A 17,293-nucleotide genomic window follows, 5' to 3' on the forward strand; every position below is an offset into this window, starting at 1 on the left:
CCTCGGGAGCTGAATATCAGAACTACTCAGCTCCCGGGGTGCGCCCCCTCAAAATACCACGACACAGAAAGGAACACCATGGACATCATGTCTACAATTTCCAGCGCACTAATCGTGCTCGCGATACTTATCGCAGTTACCCTAGGGAACACCCCACTATTCTGGATAGTCATGGCCGCCGTTGCGGTTATGCTCACAATTGAGATTGTCCAGCTTGTCCAGAAATGGCGGGAACATGCAGCCTAAGATCATTGACGCGGACACTGGCCAAGAACTGTGGACCGGCGCGGATTGCGCCGACCACATTGGAGTGAGCTACGCAGCGTGGCGAAACTACTCAGCCAACCACCGCACCCCAGAGCACGTCGCCATGATTTTAGGCCGCACGCGGCTATGGCTCGCGGACGAGGTGCGCCAATGGCACGCGAACAGGCCCGGGTCTCCCCATCAACTACGCAAATAGTGCTAGTCCGTAATTTCGCTAGATCTCGCACGGGATCCTCATTAAGCAGTCCCCATCCCTAACGCTGCACGAATCGCAGGGCCAACGGTATTGACATCATCGACCCTAAGCTCAATATCGGGTTGGCCCCATTCTTCGCGGACAACAGCCAGCGCTTGGGCAACCGTAAGATCATTATCCGCACAATCTATGATCAGCCCTTGTAATTTATTCCCAGCATCCCAATCATAATAAGAGGCATCGACGGGCGAATCATCACAGGTGAAAATCCGCTTTTCATCGCAAATAACCGGGATAACCTTATCCCGAGTGCGATACACCATAGCAAGACCAGGCCGAGGCTCATGCGACCATGCTGCGTAATGCTTATTCGGCAGCATCTCTAAGCCCATTTCCTTATACCGATCAGACATCTTAGCCGTACCCCTCCACATGTAGAACCCTAGTGCCGGATTCATCACTTACACAGTTGTTTTTCATTCAGTTTACCTACTAAGCAGAGTCGGCTCTTCTCGCAGAAAAGCAAAAATTTCAATAGTTCCACGACCGGCATAATTGGGGACGCTCCCAATGAAAAGCACAGCCGGTGCTAAACTGCCTCCCATGTTACACAAATCACTATTAGCGCTGGTTGTGCCAGCTAGCCTGGTGTTAGCCTCGTGCACCACTACTGACGAAAAAGAAACGCACGAAAGCGCCCCTGCTCAAACAGCTGATGACTGCGCTGTTACTGATCACGACCTAGAACAATCAGGAGCATCGGGCGACAGCGTCGACGATATCGGCCAGTCCCCAGAGATAGGCACCGGATACAGGGAAGGTTTACGGGCCGTCGAATCTACAGATTATGCCGTAGCGACTGCTAATCCACTTGCATCCCAACTAGCATGTGAAATCTTAGCCCAAGGCGGTAATGCCGCCGATGCTGTTGTCACAGCGCAACTGGTACTTGGATTAACCGAACCACAATCATCCGGTATTGGCGGTGGCGGCTACTTTATCTACTACGATGCCGAAACCGCTAAAGTCACCACAATCGACGGCAGGGAGACCGCACCACATGCTGCCGATGAAAACTACCTACGCTATATCGACGAAATAGAGCAGTCAGAGCCGCTACCTGATGCTCGAAGTTCCGGACGCTCAATTGGGGTTCCCGGAACAATCGCAGCTCTGGAACAGCTGCACGAGCAGTTCGGTAAGAATGAGTGGGCAACCAATTTCGATCCCGCGATTGAGCTTGCAGAAAACGGTTTTGAGATTAGCCCGCGCATGCACCAATCCGTTGCCGATGCTGCAGAAAACTTGGCAAATGACCCCGCTGCCCGCGAGTACTTTTTGACTCGCGAAAATCAAGCCAAGCCCGTCGGCGAGTTACTTAAAAATTCCGAATATGCCCATACTCTAGCCCGAATTGCTAAAGAGGGATCGTCAGCCTTTTACGAAGGCGAAATCGCCCAAGCGATCGTCGATACAGTCAACCGAGAAAATGAGCAGCTGACCTCTGGAAAAATGAGCATGGAGGATTTGGCTTCATACGCCCCCGAAGAGCGCGAACCACTGTGTGCACCATACCGCGAGAAAACCATCTGCGGCATGCCTCCATCATCATCAGGTGGCACCGCTGTTGTATCTGCCATGGGAATACTCGACCATTTCGAACTGCCTACCGATGGTGAACTCAATGCAGAGATCATCCATCTAGTATCCGAGGCAGAACGCCTGGCTTATGCTGACCGAGACGCCTATGTCGCTGACCCTGCCTTTGTTCCCCAGCCACAAGACATCGTCGATCCTGATTATTTGGCATCTCGGGCAGAACTGATTGATGCTAAGCACAGCATGGGAACCGCCCAGGCTGGTGAGCTCTCAGTACCAGCCTCTCCTGGTGCAGAGGTCAATGAGCACGGAACCACCCATATCAGCGTTATTGACAAAGAAGGAAACGCTGCAAGCGCGACTACCAGCATTGAAGCAGCCTTCGGCTCTTTTCACATGACCAACGGATTTTTACTAAACAACCAGTTAACCGATTTCTCAGCGGATCCAACCGCAGACGATGGTACGCCCGCTGCCAACCGAGTCGAAGGTAGAAAACGCCCGCGTTCTTCCATGTCTCCTACACTCGTCCTCGACGCAGATAAGAACGTAGAAATAGCTCTCGGCTCCCCTGGCGGATCATTGATCATCCAATACTTAATCGCTGCACTTGTACGAATGATTGATGCGGGCATGGACCCACAAGAAGCAGCTAATGCTGTCAACTACGGGGCGATGAATAAAGACGAAACCCAAATTGGTTCTGAGCACCCATCCGTGAATGAAGATTTAGAGGTGATTTCTCAGCTAGAAGAAATGGGTCACACCGTAGAACTCACAGAACGCACCAGCGGACTGTCCATCTTGCAAAAGACTGACCAGGGGATCATCGGAGGTGTCGACCCTCGCCGTGAGGGGGTCGTGTTAGGTAAATAAGAGGACTGTCGGGGCATCTAATATGTCTAGATTCACCGACAGCACATGCTCAATTCGCGAATTTATTATGGCGCCGTCGACACCTCGACCAGGCTTGATCAACCCCGAAGATGAACTGTTTGTAATCGTGGCAGAGTTCGGCACAAAACGGGTAAGGAAAATAGCCTACGAAGCCGTCAGATAGGTATGCCAGCAAATAGACCGAAACATCACGCTCTGCGTGTGGACTGCTCCATCGTCCTGGGGTCTACAAGTCGCCGATTATGGTCTCTGGGCCGTGCAAAGGCATTTGGAGGGAAAGAAATGTACTTGGTTTGCCCCCTGCATTGAACCTAACTTGGCTAGCCTATTCACCCCTTGGGGCCAGCCATATATACACTGAAACCGGCTATCTCACCTATCGGGGTGAGAAGTCCACCCCCTGGGGGACTTATCGCCGGTTTCGTGTTTATCATAACCTAAAAGTTGATTTTAACAACGTATGGACGCTAATGACTAAAACTCTTATTCAGGCCGCGGAGGCCCGCGGATACCGAATCCGCTGGCACCGTAACGGGCCAAAAGCAGCATGGATACCCACCATTCTCATGGCATTTCCTTTAGCTCTTACCGCCTGTGCGACGGCGCCATCATCAAGCCCTGTTTCTTCGACCCCGGCTTCCTCAACGATGCAGTCTTCAACGTCAGTAACCTCCACATCTAATAGTCCCACTGCCCCGGCGCCTGAAGGCGAAACTTCGGTACAAGGCCCAGGGGCACAAGATGCAGCTTGGGGACAAGAAACGGCACCAAAACAAAAGAACAATTCAAGCTCCACACAGCCTACCTTTGTGTCTTGTTGGGAAAACGGCTACGCGCAACTTTCTGATATGAGCGTTGTCGAATGGCCAGACTGCGCCTTACCAGAAGACCAAGCGTCCAAACTAGGTCCCGGACCAAATCCCGCCACAATCCCCTACGCCGAAGGCGGAACCTGCCCCGCGTACCTATGCGGGTACGGACACGACGAAAACGGAAACCCGAGACCGAGCAACACCGAAATTCAAGGATGGTGGGGCGAATGCATCGCGGAAAACGCCGCAGAATACTGCCGCGCGAACGATCCATATCAATAAACCATGAAACCGCCTGGGCGTTCTCCACCGCAAAATCTTGAGCACTAAATCAGCAGCGCAAGCTTGGGCGGATAAAAACGCCATCTTGATGCACGAGGGACTATGGATTAACCCGCGGAGGGGAAAAGACGATCGCGGATTATCATGACGCGTTTTTCGCGAAAAAGCCCACCTGTCCAACTCGTCGATGCGTGTAGTGCGCATGTCGTGGGCTATTGTTTCTTAACCTAGTTTTTGTCCTGTTTTCCCTGGTTATTTAGTTTTTGATGTGGTGCCCCAGGTGAGACTCGAACTCACACTGGACGGGTTTTGAATCCGTTGCCTCTGCCAATTGGGCTACTGGGGCGTGCGCTAAATAGCCTATAACACCATTACCGTAATTAACTAATCAGCTGCTCATAAGCCATTTTTGCGACCTTGAGCGAATGGCAGCAGCAACCAATTACCGACACTTCCCAGGTAAACCAACGCAAGACACCGTGTGGGCAGCACGCGATGCATATAATAGCCCGCATGGTTACACATCTCCTCAACATTCTGCGCGGTGCGCTGATCGGTTCCGCGGAACTGGTTCCCGGCGTCTCCGGCGGAACCGTCGCGTTGATCGTGGGCATTTACGAACGCGCCCTGCACAACGCCAACCTGCTGCTCAAACTGCGCTTCCGCGAAGTCGAATGGGTCTTTTTGCTCACCATCGCCGTCGGTATGTTCGCCGCCGTCTTCGGTCTGTCCGGCATCCTGAGTTCCTTCGTGGAAGGCACCCCGGATGTCGCCCGCGCGTTGTTCTTCGGCATGGTCGCAGTCTCCATCATCGTGCCGCTGATGATGATTGATGAAGACTTAAGCAAGAAAAAAGGCTCGGCGATCATCACGTTTATCATCGCCGCGGTACTGGTCGCTATCGTCACCAGCTTCACCTCAGAGCCAGCCCGTGACCCATCACTGATCGCAGTCTTCTTCGCCGCAGCCGTCGCAGTCTGCGCACTGGTGTTGCCGGGTGTGTCCGGCTCACTGATCTTGCTGACCCTGGGCCTGTACAACTTCGTCATCGGCTCTGTCTCGGACCGGGACCTTACCGTGCTGGCCGTCTTCGCCGCCGGTGCACTGACCGGCCTGGTGGCCTTCGTGAAGGTCATCAACTACTTGCTGGATAACCACCGCACCTTGACGCTGGTGGCCATGGCCGGTTTGATGCTGGGCTCGCTACGCGCCATCTGGCCGTGGCAAGGCGATGGCGATGCCAACTTCTTCACCCTTATTCTGATGATTCTGCTGGGCGCAGCCATCGTCGCCGCGTTCATCGTTGCCGATCGCGCACAAGCACGGAAAAAGAAAAAGGCCACCGCTTAAGCCATTGCAGCTGCGGTAGCCGTTCGGGGGAATTGAACGTGGTGGCTTCGGCGAAGCGCGCTTTAGTTGAACTTCTGCGCAATCGCCTTGGCTACCGGCTCAGGCAGCAAATCAGAAACATCGCCGCCATAGCGGACCACCTCTTTGACCAACGAGGAAGAGGTGTAGCCGTATTTTTCATCGGTCAGCAAGAAATAGGTATCGATGCCAGATAGACGCTTATTCATCTGCGCCATCGGCAGCTCGTATTCATAATCCAACGAGCTGCGCAGGCCTTTAACCAGGCAATCAATGTTGTGCTCATCGGTGTATTTCACCAGCAGATCGCTCCACGCATCCACGCTGACGTTCTCGCAATCCACCGAGCGCCGAATCAGCTCCATGCGCTCTTCGACACTAAACAAACCATTCTTATTCGGGTTGGCTGTTACCAGAACGGTCACGTGGTCGAAAGACTGTGCCGCGCGGGTGATGATGTCCACGTGGCCCATCGTCACCGGGTCAAACGATCCAGGGCACACGGCGGTGGTCTTTTTCGCAGTGGCCTTTGTTGCTTGGGTGTTTGTTGCTTGGGTCTTTGCTGCTTGCTCGTTGTTTTCAGTCATGCTTTTCTCCTTGACTATTCAGGACGATAATTCGCCATATCCATCCGTGCTTTACCGTAGGTGCGGCGTTTCAGCTTCTGCGTAGTCGGTGCGAACTCGTCCGGCCACGCGGTTTCCGGCGAGCGCACTTCCCGTTCGATCACTACCATCGCCTCGTCGTGCAGAATCCGCGGTAGCTGGTCGAGGATCTCCGCAATATCCGCATCGCCCACAGCATAAGGTGGGTCTGCCAGCACCAGGTCAAATTTTTCCCCGGTGCGGCTCACGAAATCGAGTGCGGGTGAACCAACCACATCAATCTGGGCGCCGCAATCAGCCAGCACGGCCGCGTTAGCGCGAATGATCTCGCAGGCCTGCGGGCTATCGTCGACAAGCACTACCCTGCTCGCACCTCGGCTGGCGGCCTCAAGGCCCAGTGCACCAGAACCGGCAAACAGATCCAGCACACGCGCACCTGGAAAATCCAGGCGCGCGTTCAACGCGGAAAACAGCCCCTCCCGGGCGCGGTCGCTGGTCGGGCGGGTTCCTTCTGCTGGCACCGCGATCTTTCTGCCACGAGCACTACCTGCAATGATCCGATTCATGCCCACTAGTCTAACCGGGTGGATACAGTACCGGCCGGGCGGCTAGTTCTTGGTCACCGCCTGATAGTCGTAATCATCATCGATGCCAGCGACCATCGCACGCGCGATCGCCAAATCAGCCTTCACAATGTTCTGGGCCTGCGACTGCGCCATCTCGATGATCCCGACATCGTTGTTAACATCAAGCAATTCCAGCTGCCGCTGCACGCCTGCCTGCAGCGTGCCGAACATATTGCCTTCTTTGCGGTGATCCAAATCCACCCGGGCGACTTCAAAGCCGTTATTCGTCTTCGCGATTTCCTGCAGCCGCTGACTCGCGGGATGGCCCTCCGGTGCCAGCGTGTGGAACAAGCACACCGACTTTTCCGTGCCACGGCCCACCCGGCCGCGCAGCTGGTGCAGCTGGGATAAGCCGAAGCGTTCAGATTCGCGCACGATCATCATCGTCGCATTCGGCACGTCCACACCGACCTCAATGACGGTGGTAGAGATCAACACGTTGATCTCCCCAGCGGCGAATTGCTGCATCACCTGCTCTTTATCCGGGCCACTCATGCGCCCGAAAAGCACCCCGATGCGCGCGCCCGTGATCTCGGTGGGGACGTCGTCAAGCACTTCACGCTCCGGCGGGGCAAACAAATCCGGCATGCCCTTGGGCAGCGGGCGCTCGTCATCGCCGTAGCGCGCAAACGGATCGACCTCGTGCAGATCCTCCGGGGCGGTACGCGGCACCGCAACCGGCGGGACCTCCGCGCCGAGCTTCAGCGCGATTTCAATGGCCCCACCCTTGCCGTCAATGCGCGGGGTCACCACATAGGCCTGCCGACCGGCGGCGAGTTCTTCTTCCAACCGCTGCCACATCCGCTGGGTCCACCGGTGATTAACGTGAGGCACCACCGCCGAATTAATCGGCTGGCGTCCACGCGGCAATTGCTTGATGACGGATTCTGCGAGATCACCGAAGGCCGTCATCGCGATGGTGCGCGGGATCGGGGTTGCTGTCATCACCAACAAATGCGCAACCGGGTAGGTCTTCGCGCGCAGCTTATCGCGCTGTTCCACGCCGAAACGGTGCTGCTCATCGACGATGACAAAGCTGAGATCGCAAAACTCTACCGAATCTTCCAGCAGCGCATGCGTGCCGACGACGATATCTGCCTGGCCAGAAACAATCTGCAGCAGCGCCTCGCGTTTGGCTTTCACCGGCAACGAGCCCGTCAGCAGCACGACGTTGGCCTTCACCCCGGCAGCATCCAAGGTGGCGGCCAGGCTGTTGGCGTGCTGGGTGGCCAACACTTCTGTGGGGGCAAGCAAGGCGGCTTGCTTGTCGTTATCAACCGCCTGCAGCATCGCCGCGAGTGCCACCACGGTTTTGCCGGAGCCGACCTCTCCCTGCAGCAGGCGCGACATTGGATAATTCTGCTGTAGGTCATCGCTGATCTCTGCAAAAGCCGTCTGCTGGTCTGCGGTGAGCTGATACGGCAAGCCCGCAAACAGCTGGCGTTGTTTTTCTCCCGGCGGCAGCGGGGTTGCCACCGATTTTTGTGCGTCCAGCCGGCGCAACGCCATCACCAGCGAGAGCGTAAGCGCCTCGTGGGATTTCAAGCGCTCAACGGCGGTGTCGTTGCCCTCCTGCGGCGGAAAATGCATCTGCCCCAGCGCCGCATTAAGCGACATGCCACCATTGGTGGGATCCGGCAACTCGGGCAGCGTGCGCAAAATTTCGTACACCGCACCCACAATGCGCCACGTCGCCAAGCCTTTGGTCTGGCGATAGATGGGGATAAACGGCCGGGATTCAATAAACTCCGACAAGCCCGGGTAGCGCTCCAACTGTTTCATGCCGCCACTGTGAAAACGCGATTTCCGTTTCCCGCCGTGGGGATCATTCGGATTCTGCAGCACCAGGCACTGCGGGTGGCTAAAGGTAGGATGATCGCGGTACCAGTGCGGTTTGCCCGTCACCAGCATGCGGTCGCCTGCCCACACGCCAAAAACCTTGGTGTGAAAAAAGACCAGTTCTGCGCTGTTGCTGAGATGAATGACGGTGCGCTCTTTGCCGGTTTTAACTTGCTCGATTTTCACGACATCGGCATAAAACGTCAGTGGTTCTTCGGCCGAAATATCATCTCTGGTGAGCTTAAAATTCAGGCGGGCAAACGTGCGGGGCCATTGCGTGAGCAGCTCGCCGCAAGTATCGAATTCAAAGGCCTTCTCAATCGCGCGGCCTTCTTTCTCGCCGACGACATCGACCAGCTTGCGATCATCACGCCACCCCAACACGTCATTCCACCCCTAGCTCGATCGGTCCCGTCTCGGTGGCGAAAACGATCACATCCACGCCGAGAGCCGCCAGTGCTGCTTCGTCGATCGCGTCTACGAGCGGGCTCAGCACCGTGATCTGTTCATCGCCGTCGCGGACCAGGTTAGCTGCGACCCGCAACACCTCGTCGGCAAGGCCTTCGCCGAATCGTGCGGGTTCGGCGATCACCGCCGTGCGCATGGCGTTGGCGGCTTCACACATGGTTTCAGTTGCCTCGGCTGGCGGCAGGGTTTTGTCATAGACCGAGATCGCGGCAATGCCGGCGCAGACCGAGTCCGTCGCGATCACTTCTGCACCCTGTACGCGCAGCTGCTCGTGCTGTGCGGCGGTGAGATAGCCGTTGGACAACACGCTCAGGTGCGCCAATGCTGCAGGCTCGTCTGCGGCTGTGGCTGTAGCTGCCGCGGCGCCAAGATGGTCGCGGCGGAATTCCTCCGGCTGAACCACCTGCGCCCCGGCCTGGGTAAACAACTCAGCGAGTTTGGCATCGGCTACCACGGCAAGCAGCTCCCGGTGCCGCGGGCGCGTAGCAGCTGCGGTGTTGGCGTCGGCACCTGCTCCAACGGCAGCATTCGCACCTGCTGCATCCGAGTCATACGCGCTAGTATCCGGCAGCACCTCTAGACGGATATCACTGGGCCGGCCAAACTCCAAGCTGGTTTCCAGCACCGCCCCGGCGCGCTCGCTGTGGATGTGGACGGTGGCTTCGTGGTCATTGACGCGGGCGATGATCAGGCTATCGCCAAGTGGGCTGATTCCGGCTTCGAGCTTGTCGACGTCGCCGGTAAAAAAGAACATCACTTCCAGGTTGTGGCTGCGTGGGGTGTCTGCGTGGGAGGCGAAGGTATCGGTGGCAAGTGCGCTGGCCTGGGACTGGTTGCGGCCTTCGAGTTCGTCGACCAGCGACTGCAGGAGCACCAGTAGGCCTACTCCCCCGGCGTCGACGACGCCTGCCTCGCGTAGTTCGGGAAGCTGTGATGGGGTCGCGGCCAGTGCTTGTTCGCCGGCGTGCAGGGCTTGGCGGGTGGCGGCGAGCAGGTCGGTGGAATCCGTTTCGGCGGCCTGCGCACACGCCCGCAACACGCTGATGATGGTGCCTTCTACGGGGGCGGCGATGGCTTTTTCGGAGAGCTCGACGGCACTGTGTAGTGCTGCGCGTAGTTGTGCGGCTTCCAGGCGGCTTTCTGGGCAGGAATCGGCAATGCCGCGCAGTACCTGCGACAGGATCACCCCAGAATTACCGCGTGCCCCACGCGCAGCACCCATGGCGAGTGCTGGTGCGACCTGCTCGTCGGGATAGTCTTGGGCCTGGGCGACGGCGGCGTCCATGGTAAACGACATATTGGAGCCGGTATCGGAATCCGGCACCGGGTAGACGTTGAGCTCGTTGATTTCGCTGCGGCGGCGTTGCAATTCGGCTGCGGCGCGCTGGGCCCAACGACGCAGACCTGCCCCGTCGAGGCGGGTGGCAGGTCCGGTGGTCTCATCGGGAGTATTTGCGCGCACAGACATGATGCTCTAGCTTACAATTTCCACTCAATTGGCTGACAACCCTGGTCTGCAAGGTACTGATTCGCACGGCTGAACGGCCGGGAGCCGAAAAATCCGCGGCGCGCCGACAGCGGTGAGGGGTGTGGGCTGGTGATTGTTGGGCAGTCGAGGAATTTCTCGCATTCTTGGGCTTGTTTGCCCCACAAAATGGCCACTAGGTTCTCGGCAGGCAATGCGCGCAAGATGGCTTCGGTGACTGCCTCCCAACCTTGTTTACGGTGCGAGCCTGCTTGGCCCGGCGCGACGGTGAGCACCCGGTTGAGCAGCAACACGCCTTGCTCGTGCCAGGGGCGCAGATCACCGTCGGCGGTGACGGCATGGCCGGTATCGGCGGCGAGTTCTTGGTAGATATTCGCGAGTGATCGCGGCGGTGCCCCGGTCGCTGCCGGATGGGTGGAAAAGGACAAGCCCATGGCATGCCCCGGCGTGGGGTATGGGTCTTGGCCGACGATGAGCACGCGGACCTTATCCAGCGGCAGGGACAATGCGCGGAAGACGTCGTCTTCTGCTGGCAGGTAGTCTGCTTGGCTCGCATGGTTCATCGCGGCGACGATGTCATCGGCAACAGTGGCTAGCACCGGGAACCAGGAGGCATCGACGCGATTGAGCAGGTCCGGCCAGGCGGCGAGTTTTTCACGCAGCTGCGCGCCGGGCTCGGTAGTGTGCGGTGTACTCATTGGAAACTCTCCCATCCGTTGATCGCCGCGCTGTGCTGTATAGGGGCGCCATCCATGCACAACGTGGTAGTCGCGGCCTTGGTCTGATTGGTGATCTCACCGATACGGCGAAAGCCCGACGGCGCTGACTTCGACGTCGTCGCCAGCAAGGTGTGGTCTTCTCCCCCGCCAAAGATCCACTGCCAGGGATCAACGCCGAGAAGCTCCCCGGCCTGCACCAGCAATTCGTCGGGTTGCAGCGCAGCCGAGTCTAAATCGACCCCAACCCCGGATCGCTGCGAAAGCAGAGTCAGCTCACGCAACAGGCCATCGGAATTATCCGTCATAGCACTCGCCCCGGCAGCACGCGCGATCATGCCCCGGTTGGGGCTGAGCCACGGCGCGCAGTGGGCGTCGACAAGCGAGGTCAGCTCCCGGGGAATATCATCCCGGCCAAACCGCTCGAGCAACGCCAGCCCGGCTGCGGACCAGCCCAGACGCCCATGAGCAACCAAGATCTGCCCGGCGCGCGCCCGGTCCAGCGTCAATGGCCCACGCGAACCACCCAGCGAACCAATGGCGGTGACCGAAACGATCAACTGCTGCGCCTGGGTGAGGTCACCGCCGACGAGTTCTGCGGTATAGCGCCGCGCACGCGTACCGATGCCTTCGGCGATCCCGCGCACCACCTCCAGCGGGGTATCGGATGGCGCGCACAGCGAGAGCAGCGCGGCAGTCGGGCGCGCCCCCATGGCCTCGATATCAGCGAAGTTTTGCAGGATAGCTTTTTGGCCGACCTCTTCCGGACTCGACCAATCCAAGCGGAAATGCCGGCCTTCGACCATGGTGTCCGTGGCAACCACGGTGCGGGAATTGGGCTGCGAGGGAAACAGCACCGCGGCATCGTCGCCATTGATTACCGACGGGGCAACCTCGGTGATGGCGTTGATGACCTCGCGTTCGCTGAGATCTCCGAGGGTTGGCTTATCGCTCACAAATAGCCTTTCGTTAGACTTTCGACTATGACCGCAGATCCCACACGCAGTGCCGATCACACAAACGCTACAGATCCCACACACAATACCGGCCAAACAGCCAATACAGACCACGCTGACGACGCCACCTCCACGCAGCGCATAGAGGACGGCACAGCCGAAGAAAGCATCGGTAAAGCCCCGATCTACGTATCGTTGGGGCTCTCGCTCAGCCTGGTCGCGGTCGTGCTGGTTGGTGCGCGCATCATCGGTGGCGGCGCACCAACGGTCACGTTGTCGGATCTGCCCGCCGAGCATGCTGATTCTGCCGAATGTCAACAGCTTATCGCCTCGCTTCCCGACGATGTCGCTGGCCTCCCACGCGCAGAGATCGCCGAGCCGGCCCCAGCTGGTGTTGCCGCGTGGTCTTCCGGCAGCTCTGGGGCGAGCGACAACTACCGCGACCAGGTCAGTTTGCGTTGCGGTGTGGATATGCCGTTCCAATACAGCGAGTATTCCGCACCGCAGGCTATTGGTGATGGCGGCGCCAGTGACAGCGGCACGGATGCTGCCACCGAGTGGATCGAAGTACGCGATCAAACCCCGGGATCGTCGTTAAGCACCTGGTATTCCACCAACCGCTTCCCGACGGTAGCGGTGACCGTGGACCGCCCCGAGGAAACCGACGGTGCCGCCCCCGAGCACGCCCGACAAGCCATCGAAGAACTCACCGGTGCCACTGAAGCACTCGCCCTCCACGAACACACCCCGCACCCGGCACCGTTGTCGGAGTTAGCCACGGCAGGCCCAGAGGCCGTAGAGATGTGCCGGAAATTGGTCGATGCCGCCCGCGATGGTTTCACCCCCGCCGACGGCTACGAGCTATACGCCGCTGCTCGCGGCAACGCTGACGACAACACCGGGCGCGCTACTGAGCCGGACACCGTCGCGTGGACACACCCGGGATACGAGCCGATCGTGCTGCGTTGCGGCATCGCAGACCCAGAGGTTCCCCGTGGTGAGCGTTTGCAGCAAATCAACGAAGTGCCGTGGTTTGAAGACACCGTGCTTGCCGACGGAACCACTGCCTCCACGTGGTACCCGTTAGGCCGCGAGGTTGCGGTGGCAGTGTCGACCCCGCAGGCGTCTGCGCAAGAAGCGTTGTCGCGGATCACCGAGTTGGTGAAACAGCACACCCCGGCGACGCCAGAGGCGGGTTAAGCTGCGCGCCGGGCTCGCCGAACACTGTGTTTAGTCAGCCAGCGCGGTCTGGATCATCGTGTCCAACAACTCCGCGTAGGCAACCCCGCTGGCCTGGAAAACCTGCGGATACATCGAAATCGGGGTAAAGCCCGGCATCGTGTTGATCTCGTTAATCACCGGCCCAGACTCGGTGACGAAAAAGTCCACACGAGCCAGCCCTACGCAGTCCAGCGCACGGAAAGCAGCCTGTGCCATGTCCTGCAGCTGGGCGGTCAGTTCTTCGTCGTAAGGCGCTGGAATGGTTGGGGTGACAACGTCGGCAAGATATTTTGTCTCGAAGCCGTAGAAGCCTTCTTGCGAATCCTGGGTGTTGTTCAGCTTCGCCGGCACCGAAGCAACCACGCTTCCATCGGGGTATTGCAGCACGCCGATCTCGACCTCATCACCGACGATTTCGGTTTCGATAATCGCTTTACCAGCAACATCAGCCTCGCGCGCGGCATCGAGAGCTGCGGGAAATTGTTCCCACGCAGTGACCTTAGAAACGCCGATCGAGGAACCACCACGGGCCGGTTTGACGAAGACGGGCAGGCCAAGGCGCTGCTTGTCACCGTCGGAAAGCACCTCGCCTGCACCCAACACGGCTTCCGGAGTCACCGGCAGGTGCTCAGCGGCCAAGAGCTTTTTGGTGTATTCCTTATCCATGCTCGCTGCCGACGACAACACGCCGGTACCTACATAGGGAATATCGGCTAGCTCGAGCATGCCCTGAATGGTGCCGTCTTCACCGAATGGGCCGTGCAGCACGGGAAAGACCACATCGAATTCGGCGTGAACTTCCCCCGTGTTCAAGTTATGCAACACCCGGCGCTGCGGGTTCAGTGACAGCGCCAACTCATCGCGCAAGGTGACCTCTGGCAAGGTGCCGTCGACGATTGCAAGGCCCTGCTCGCCGATGGTGAAAACACCCTCGCGGGTAATGCCGACCGGGATGACCTCGTAGCGGTCCGTGTCCAAGTGCGCCATGATTGCCGAGGCAGAGACGCAAGATACCGAGTGCTCAGTGCTCCGGCCGCCATAGAAAACGGCCACGCGGGTCTTAGATGTCATGCGCGTCATGCTACCACCGCAGCTGCAGCGAGATTCACGACTGCTTATGGTTGTGTTCGCCAGCCGCGTGATGGTTGCTCGGCGCGCTGGCTACTGGGCGCAACGCCTACTCGGCGCGCTGGCTACTCGGATTTCTTCGATCGGCCCATCAACGCGACCATCATGTCGGAAACCGCCAAATCACGGTGGCAAACGGAATACACCGCTTGGGTCAGCGGCATATCCACGTCATGATCTTGCGCAAGCTGGAAAATGGAATTCGACGAGATCACGCCTTCGGCAACCTGGCCCTTCGTCGCTGCCTTGGCATCGGCGAGGGAATCTCCCAACCCCAAGCGCTTGCCGAAGGTGCGGTTGCGTGACAACTCCGAGTTGCAGGTGGCCACCAGATCTCCCAAACCTGCCAGCCCGGCAAAGGTGCGTTGATCGGCGCCCAGCGCGTCGCCCAGGCGGGTAATTTCTGCCAGCCCGCGCGTGATCAGGGTGGCCTGGGTGTTTTCGCCCAGGCTCAGGCCCGTGGCCATGCCGCAGGCCAGCGCGATGACGTTTTTACACGCCCCGCCCAGCTCACAGCCAATAACATCGGTGTTGGTGTACGGGCGGATATAGTGATTGGCCACCGCAGCTTGCACCAGCTTGGCGCGGTTTTCATCAACGCAGGCAATCACGGTGGCTGCTGGTTGTTCCAGGGCGACCTCACGCGCCAAGTTTGGGCCCGACAGCACGGCGACGCGCTCTTCTTCGATGCCGGCTTCGACGATGACCTCCGTCATGCGCTTGAGGGTGCCGCGCTCGATTCCCTTCGAAATCGACAGCACCGTGGCATCGCCGGGAATGTGCGGCGCCCAGGCGGTGATGTTCTCGCGCAAAGTCTGCGACGGCACACCACACACCACGATGTCTGCGCCGTCGAGGGCAGTGGTGATATCCGTGGTGACCTCAAGGGCGTCGGGAAGAACAATATCCGGCAGATAATCCGGATTAATGCGCGTGCTGGCGATGGTCTCTGCCAACTCGCGCCTTCTAGCCCACAGGCAGACGTTATTTCCGGCATCAGCAAAAACTTTTGCCAGGGTGGTTCCCCACGACCCGGCTCCCATAACTGCTACCCGCATTGCGCCTCCTTGAAATACATCCCCACTAGCCTACCGTCTTAGCTACAGGCCGTCCCACCACTGACAATTATCTGGAAGGTTATGCATTTCGGTGTGGTTTTCGGGAAAATAGGCACCATGGCGAAAAAATCCCAGACAAGCGAAGCCGACAAAGACAACCAAAGTGGTTTCCAGCTTTCCGCGCGCTACCACCACGTAGCCAAAGACCCCGGTGCTGATTACCCCAAACCAACCCTGGCTGCCGGCGCGGTGCTATGGCGCACCGACGACAACGGCAATGCGCAGGTGGCGGTGATTCATCGGCCGCGTTACGACGACTGGTCGCTGGCGAAAGGCAAAGTCGATCCGGATGAATCGCTCACCGCCTGCTGCGTGCGCGAGATCGCCGAAGAAACCGGCTACCAGGTTCGGCTCGGTGCTCTACTGGGTTCTGTCAACTATCCGGTGCAAAACCGCACGAAGGTGGTGTTTTACTGGAACGCCGAGGTCACCGGCGGAAAGTTTCAGAAAAACGACGAAGTCAACAAACTGCGCTGGCTCAGCGTCGACGACGCCCACGACAAGCTCACCTATGACACCGACCGCAGGGTGCTGGAACAAGCCGCGCAGCGCCACGACGACGGCGTGGATACCCGGGTGCTGTATGTGCGCCACGCCAAAGCGCATGACCGCAAGACCTGGAGCGGTGACGATAACCTGCGCCCGCTGCACAGAAAAGGTCGCCGCCAAGCGGAATATTTGGTCCCGCTGCTTGCGGCCTATCAGCCGAGCGCATTGTATTCGGCAGACCCAGTACGCTGCCAGAACACCATTGCCCCGTTGTCTGATGCACTGAGCCTACCCGTGGCCACCGAGACCTTATTGGGTGATGCTGGGCTGGATTCGCTTGCCGACGCCCAAGCGCGGTTCGCCGAGATCGCGACCGGCGGCGGGGTTCCGGTGGTCGTTTCCCAGGGCGGAATAATGCCGCAGGTGATCGAGTCGCTGGCCAGCGACTGCGATTTCGCGATCCAGCCCCGGGAATTTAAAAAAGGCGGCGTGTGGGTGCTCTCCCTGCGCAAAGGCAAGCTGGTTGGTGCCGACTACTGGGAATCGGCACTGCCAGTGCGCTAGAACTTAGCGCACTGGGTTTAAACTTAGCGCACCTGGGGTTTGAAACTTGGGCGCTGGGACTCGAATTCGCTGATGGCGTCGTCGTTCTGCAGCGTCAGGCCAATATCGTCCAGGCCTTCGCGCAGGCGCCAGGCGGTGTAATCGTCGATCTCGAAGGGATAGACGTGGCCGCCGACATCAACCGAGCGTGATTCCAGATCCACCGTGGCTTGGGTGCCCGGTTCTGCTTCCAGCTGCTTCCAGATCAACTCGATATCGGATTGTTCCATGATGCCCGCGAGCAGACCGGCTTTTCCGGCGTTACCGCGGAAGATATCGGCAAATCGCGGCGAGAAGACCGCGCGGAAACCATAATCGCCCAGGGCCCACACCGCATGCTCGCGGGAGGAGCCGGTGCCGAAATCCGGGCCAACGAACAGCACGGAACCGTCGCGGAATTCCTCGCGGTTGAGCACGAAATCGTCATTTTGGCGCCAGTTGGCAAACAGGCCGTCTTCGAATCCGGTGCGCGAGACGCGCTTGAGGTAGACCGCCGGGATGATCTGGTCTGTATCAACGTTGGAGTATTGCAGTGGCACGCCGGTGCCGGTGTGCGTGGTGAATTTTTCCATGGGATGCTCCTTTTAATTCCTGCTCTGCAGTGAGGTCTAATCCGC

14 protein-coding genes and 1 tRNA gene are annotated in these 17,293 nt (G+C 58.7%); 4 read left to right on the forward strand and 11 right to left on the reverse strand.

Annotated features, from left to right (window positions below; translation table 11 throughout):
* Positions 1 to 504: 504 nt before the first annotated feature.
* Positions 505 to 876, reverse strand: a complete 372-nt coding sequence (locus U1140_RS06995; RefSeq protein ID WP_369846814.1) for a hypothetical protein — start codon at positions 874 to 876, stop codon at positions 505 to 507.
* Between the two features lie 190 nt (positions 877 to 1,066).
* Between U1140_RS06995 and ggt the strand changes: the two genes are divergently transcribed.
* Positions 1,067 to 2,938, forward strand: a complete 1,872-nt coding sequence (gene ggt / locus U1140_RS07000; RefSeq protein WP_369846815.1) for a gamma-glutamyltransferase — start codon at positions 1,067 to 1,069, stop codon at positions 2,936 to 2,938.
* A 1,384-nt stretch (positions 2,939 to 4,322) separates the two neighbouring features.
* Here ggt and U1140_RS07005 read toward each other — a convergent pair.
* A tRNA-Leu gene (locus U1140_RS07005) sits at positions 4,323 to 4,399 on the reverse strand.
* Between the two features lie 167 nt (positions 4,400 to 4,566).
* Here U1140_RS07005 and U1140_RS07010 point away from each other — a divergent pair.
* The gene (locus U1140_RS07010) at positions 4,567 to 5,403 is read left to right on the forward strand and encodes a DUF368 domain-containing protein (RefSeq protein ID WP_369846816.1); all 837 of its coding nucleotides are present in this window, start codon (positions 4,567 to 4,569) and stop codon (positions 5,401 to 5,403) included.
* A gap of 62 nt (positions 5,404 to 5,465) precedes the next feature.
* On the opposite strand, the gene coaD is transcribed toward U1140_RS07010, so the two are convergent.
* The 6 genes from coaD to U1140_RS07040 are packed head-to-tail and all read right to left on the reverse strand — an operon-like array spanning position 5,466 to position 12,117.
* Positions 5,466 to 6,008: a pantetheine-phosphate adenylyltransferase gene (coaD, locus tag U1140_RS07015; protein ID WP_369846817.1), complete on the reverse strand. Its 543-nt coding sequence runs from the start codon at positions 6,006 to 6,008 to the stop codon at positions 5,466 to 5,468.
* Between the two features lie 14 nt (positions 6,009 to 6,022).
* Positions 6,023 to 6,592: a 16S rRNA (guanine(966)-N(2))-methyltransferase RsmD gene (rsmD, locus tag U1140_RS07020; RefSeq protein ID WP_369846818.1), complete on the reverse strand. Its 570-nt coding sequence runs from the start codon at positions 6,590 to 6,592 to the stop codon at positions 6,023 to 6,025.
* A gap of 42 nt (positions 6,593 to 6,634) precedes the next feature.
* Positions 6,635 to 8,875 carry an ATP-dependent DNA helicase RecG gene (locus U1140_RS07025; RefSeq protein ID WP_369846819.1) on the reverse strand — a complete coding sequence of 747 codons (2,241 nt, stop codon included), beginning with the start codon at positions 8,873 to 8,875 and terminating at the stop codon, positions 6,635 to 6,637.
* Position 8,876: 1 nt separating this feature from the next.
* Entirely contained in the window at positions 8,877 to 10,427 is a 1,551-nt protein-coding gene (locus U1140_RS07030) for a DAK2 domain-containing protein (RefSeq protein WP_369846820.1), read from the reverse strand.
* An 11-nt stretch (positions 10,428 to 10,438) separates the two neighbouring features.
* Positions 10,439 to 11,143: a uracil-DNA glycosylase gene (locus U1140_RS07035; RefSeq protein ID WP_369846822.1), complete on the reverse strand. Its 705-nt coding sequence runs from the start codon at positions 11,141 to 11,143 to the stop codon at positions 10,439 to 10,441.
* Entirely contained in the window at positions 11,140 to 12,117 is a 978-nt protein-coding gene (locus tag U1140_RS07040; RefSeq protein WP_369846823.1) for a thiamine-phosphate kinase, read from the reverse strand. Before U1140_RS07040 ends, U1140_RS07035 begins: the two co-directional genes overlap by 4 nt.
* 27 nt (positions 12,118 to 12,144) lie before the next feature.
* On the opposite strand from U1140_RS07040, the gene U1140_RS07045 reads away from it, so the two are divergent.
* Positions 12,145 to 13,317 (forward strand): DUF3515 domain-containing protein, encoded by a 1,173-nt coding sequence (locus U1140_RS07045; protein WP_369846824.1) that lies wholly within the window; start codon positions 12,145 to 12,147, stop codon positions 13,315 to 13,317.
* 30 nt (positions 13,318 to 13,347) lie between these two features.
* On the opposite strand, the gene U1140_RS07050 is transcribed toward U1140_RS07045, so the two are convergent.
* Positions 13,348 to 14,409, reverse strand: coding sequence for a D-alanine--D-alanine ligase family protein (locus U1140_RS07050; RefSeq protein WP_369846825.1), 1,062 nt, complete (start codon positions 14,407 to 14,409; stop codon positions 13,348 to 13,350).
* Positions 14,410 to 14,531: 122 nt separating this feature from the next.
* A complete protein-coding gene (locus tag U1140_RS07055; protein ID WP_302501914.1) occupies positions 14,532 to 15,524 on the reverse strand; it encodes an NAD(P)H-dependent glycerol-3-phosphate dehydrogenase in 993 nt (330 codons plus the stop codon).
* A gap of 117 nt (positions 15,525 to 15,641) precedes the next feature.
* On the opposite strand from U1140_RS07055, the gene U1140_RS07060 reads away from it, so the two are divergent.
* Complete coding sequence (locus U1140_RS07060; protein WP_369846826.1) at positions 15,642 to 16,637, forward strand: NUDIX hydrolase; 996 nt, start codon at positions 15,642 to 15,644, stop codon at positions 16,635 to 16,637.
* 23 nt (positions 16,638 to 16,660) lie between these two features.
* Here the strand turns inward: U1140_RS07060 and leuD are convergent, their stop codons facing one another.
* Positions 16,661 to 17,248 carry a 3-isopropylmalate dehydratase small subunit gene (gene leuD, locus U1140_RS07065; protein ID WP_369846827.1) on the reverse strand — a complete coding sequence of 196 codons (588 nt, stop codon included), beginning with the start codon at positions 17,246 to 17,248 and terminating at the stop codon, positions 16,661 to 16,663.
* Positions 17,249 to 17,293 lie beyond the last annotated feature (45 nt).

The sequence above is a fragment of the Corynebacterium drakensteinense genome (genome assembly GCF_041224285.1).
Taxonomy (GTDB): domain Bacteria; phylum Actinomycetota; class Actinomycetes; order Mycobacteriales; family Mycobacteriaceae; genus Corynebacterium.

Coding starts and splice junctions, on each gene's coding strand:
- U1140_RS06995 (WP_369846814.1), bottom strand. CDS start 876: ATGTCTGATCGGTATAAGGAAATGGGCTTAGAGATGCTGCCGAATAAG.
- ggt (WP_369846815.1), top strand. CDS start 1,067: ATGTTACACAAATCACTATTAGCGCTGGTTGTGCCAGCTAGCCTGGTG.
- U1140_RS07010 (WP_369846816.1), top strand. CDS start 4,567: ATGGTTACACATCTCCTCAACATTCTGCGCGGTGCGCTGATCGGTTCC.
- coaD (WP_369846817.1), bottom strand. CDS start 6,008: ATGACTGAAAACAACGAGCAAGCAGCAAAGACCCAAGCAACAAACACC.
- rsmD (WP_369846818.1), bottom strand. CDS start 6,592: ATGAATCGGATCATTGCAGGTAGTGCTCGTGGCAGAAAGATCGCGGTG.
- U1140_RS07030 (WP_369846820.1), bottom strand. CDS start 10,427: ATGTCTGTGCGCGCAAATACTCCCGATGAGACCACCGGACCTGCCACC.
- U1140_RS07035 (WP_369846822.1), bottom strand. CDS start 11,143: ATGAGTACACCGCACACTACCGAGCCCGGCGCGCAGCTGCGTGAAAAA.
- U1140_RS07045 (WP_369846824.1), top strand. CDS start 12,145: ATGACCGCAGATCCCACACGCAGTGCCGATCACACAAACGCTACAGAT.
- U1140_RS07050 (WP_369846825.1), bottom strand. CDS start 14,409: ATGACATCTAAGACCCGCGTGGCCGTTTTCTATGGCGGCCGGAGCACT.
- U1140_RS07055 (WP_302501914.1), bottom strand. CDS start 15,524: ATGCGGGTAGCAGTTATGGGAGCCGGGTCGTGGGGAACCACCCTGGCA.
- U1140_RS07060 (WP_369846826.1), top strand. CDS start 15,642: ATGGCGAAAAAATCCCAGACAAGCGAAGCCGACAAAGACAACCAAAGT.
- leuD (WP_369846827.1), bottom strand. CDS start 17,248: ATGGAAAAATTCACCACGCACACCGGCACCGGCGTGCCACTGCAATAC.